The sequence below is a fragment of the Chthoniobacter sp. genome (assembly GCF_040003245.1).
Lineage (GTDB): Bacteria > Verrucomicrobiota > Verrucomicrobiia > Chthoniobacterales > Chthoniobacteraceae > Chthoniobacter.
Genome location: NZ_JBDUCX010000400.1, coordinates 1 through 3,054, shown reverse-complemented (window position 1 = coordinate 3,054; position 3,054 = coordinate 1). Strand labels below are relative to the sequence as shown.

General features: G+C 62.7%; 4 protein-coding genes. All 4 read left to right on the top strand.

From position 1 onward, the window contains the following. Window positions 1–891: hypothetical protein (locus ABJF10_RS30215; protein ID WP_348548313.1), on the top strand; the 891-nt coding region annotated here is incomplete at its 5' end. 639 nt (window positions 892–1,530) lie between these two features. After that, complete coding sequence (locus ABJF10_RS30210) at window positions 1,531–1,734, top strand: hypothetical protein (RefSeq protein ID WP_348548312.1); 204 nt, start codon at window positions 1,531–1,533, stop codon at window positions 1,732–1,734. Window positions 1,735–1,827: 93 nt separating this feature from the next. After that, on the top strand, window positions 1,828–2,355 hold the full coding sequence (locus ABJF10_RS30205; protein ID WP_348548311.1) for a hypothetical protein: 528 nt from the start codon (window positions 1,828–1,830) through the stop codon (window positions 2,353–2,355). Further along, the coding region (locus ABJF10_RS30200) for a PD-(D/E)XK nuclease family protein (RefSeq protein ID WP_348548310.1) at window positions 2,352–3,054 on the top strand (703 nt) is incomplete at its 3' end. The genes ABJF10_RS30205 and ABJF10_RS30200, both read left to right, overlap by 4 nt.

The window sequence follows — 3,054 nt, the reverse complement described above, 5'->3', positions numbered from 1 at the left end:
CTCCTGCACGAAAGTTCCGATGCCGCGGATCAAAAGCTCGCGGGCGAAGTGGCGGAGGCGACGCGCAATCTCGCCGAATGCCGCGCCCGACATGGCGTGCCGAACATTCCCGCGGTGCGCGCAGCGCTGGCGGTCACGAGCCGCGATGCCGCGATGCGGAAGACGCTGCCGGAGGTGACATGGAAAGGTGTCGCGACCGGGCGCAGCGATTGGCGTCACGCAGTTTTCGAGTTCAAACCGGACGAGCAGGTGAAGGTGCCGACCTTTTGTGATGACCAGGAATACAATTACTATGCCGGCGTCGCGCGCGATGGCACCTTGAGCGACCCGCTGGCGTTTCGACTTACCTATGATGCTTTCACTTTGCCAAAGCTCTACCGCGCTTACTCCGACGACAGCGAAGTCCCGCCCGGCATCGGCATCTTCGAGTATCCTTACTTCTTCGTGAATGGAAAACCGGCCGATACGCGTTCGCAGCGCAAAGGTCCGGCGGGGCGTCCACGGCCGATCGGCTCGCGCTTCGGCCCGCAGAACATGGTCGTCACCGGTTGGGCCTTGCAGACGTTGAAAGCCCATCCGGGCTTGTGGGATGCGGCCAGGAAAGAGATTACGAAGCCGAACTTTTTTCCGCCGGAGAGCGAGGCGGAAGTGCGCGCCGCGCTGGAACGCGAGCTCGGCGGCGGGCTGCGCACCTGGCAGGCGATCTTTAAGTCGAAAGGCTACATCCCGACCGGCATTGGCGCCGGCGGCACGGGCGCGGGTTTTCCGTGGGACGACATCTCCGACACCGGCGGCTACGCCCATCTCATCAGCGCCGCCGCGCAGTGGATATTCCATCTCGAAGGCAAAGCGGACTGGGAAACGCAGCGAGTCTCCGACCGACAGCGGTAAACGAGCAGGCGCCGCGAGTCCGCGCGCTTCATCACCACACCCTCAAAGAAATCGCAGCGGAGCGCGCGGTTCGCGGCACGGAGCCGCCGGTAAAACGCAAGCGCATCGGCGTGCGAATCAACACGCCGCGTTGGCGTCAAGAGCACGGTCCCACACAGCACCGATCGGGAGCTGTCGCCATCGAAGACCGAATCGCACGGGAGCAGCGATTCCAGCATCGCGCGGCGCACGGCGTAAATTGGCGTGCCGGATTCGGGAATGACATCGAGCACGACAAGCGTGTCGCGACCGAGATTGTGGCGGCGCTCCAGAGCTTCGCAGTCGGCCCACACAAGGCCGTGCGCCGCGAGATTCGCCAGCGTCTCCAGCGCGGGCCGGAAGTAATCTGCGATCGTGAGCAGCGCCCCGTGCCGATTCCACATTGTCCCGGTCGGCATGTGAATGAGCGTGCGCCAGCAGCGAACCCCTCAGTCTCGCTCCAGAGCCGCACCGTAAATCAATCCTCACACCATCTCTCAGGTCGTTCTACGCCCGATTAGGTCCAGAATACCTTGGAGGAGGATCATATCCATCAGCCGCCACGTGGTGCTCTGGTGACCACGGTCGGTTCCGTTTCCTGAACCTCAACCGAAGGAGTTCATGGCGAAAGCTCGCTATTACTCTCCCCGGCTCGATCGCGACCTGATCACGCGTCTCTACCACCAGGCCCGGACCGAACGTGTCCCGATGACCGCCCTCGCGAGTCGTCTGATCCGTGAAGGTCTTGGCCAAAAAGAATGCGCCTCAGGCGCCGTCGTCGCCGAGGAGCCGCCCGCCCACGATCCGGGCGGACGGAAAAACTGACTGGATCATCACCGACATCGCGCAAGCCCGGCCCACCACGGTTGGGCTTTTTCGTGTCCTCAAAACCAAACCCACAAACCGAAAGGAACCATCATGGCCATCGTACTCGAAGCCAACTACGCGAAGAAGCTCGGCCTCCCGAACTTCTCCTCGCACCAATACTCCGTCACCATCCGCACGGAGCTGACGGACCTCACCCAGGTCGAAGAAGCCAGCACCCGGCTCTATGGCCTGCTGCAGGACGCTGTGGATCGCGAGATCCAGGAGGTCGGGTTCATGCCCGACGCCAGCCGCTACGGCATGAATAACGGCAACGGGAATGGCAACGGCCACACCCCGAGTGCTCCGCAGACCAACGGCAACGGTCATCGCCCGGCTCCCGGTCCCGATGGCTGGGCCTGCACCGAGGGGCAACAGAAGCTGGTCCTCCAACTCGTGCACGATCATCAGCTCGACAAAGCCGACATCGAGGCTTTGGCGCAGCAGCTCTTCGGCATCGGGGTGAAGGAACTCAACAAGATGCAGGCCAGTAACTTGATTGACGAGTTGCTCGAAAAGGTCGGCAAGAAGGGCACCAATCGCCGCCCCCGATGGCAGAACCGGCAAGGAGCGCGGTCGTGATTGCCCTTGTGGAGCCGGCGGCGGCGCCAGCAGTCCAACCACCGCCGAGTGAAACGGAGATCCTTGGCCGTCTGAAGGAAACGGTGTCGCCCTCGCGGCTGACGCTGTTCCTCCAGTGCCGGCTGAAGTTCTTCTTCCGCTACGTGGCCCGGATCACCAAGCCGAAGACAGCCGCGCTCCATGTGGGCACGTCCGTCCATGCAGTGCTCAAGGCCTGGAACAAAGCCCGGTGGCATCAAACGCCACTGACGCTCAAACAGCTCCATGATCAGTATGCCCTGGCGTGGGGAGATCCAACGGAAGAACCGGTGAGGTGGGCGGACGGTGAAGAGGACGAGGAAAAGACGACGGGCTGGCGGCTGGTGGAAACCTACTTCCGCGAGTCGAAGATCCCACCCACGTTGAAACCCGACGCTGTAGAAGTGCCGGTCGAAGCGGAGCTGCACACCCACGGGCTGCCCACCTTGATCGGAGTCCTGGATCTCGTGCAGCAGGGCGTGATCATCGACTTCAAGACGGCATCGACCACGCCCAGCCCGGAGAAGGTCGCCCATACCACAGAAGTGCAGACCAGCAGCTACGCGGTGCTCTACCGTGAAGCCACCGATCGCCGCGAAACGGGCATCGAGTTGCATCACTTGGTTAAGCTGAAGAACCCCAAGCTCGTCGTCACGGCACTGCCGCCCATGAGCGACCTGC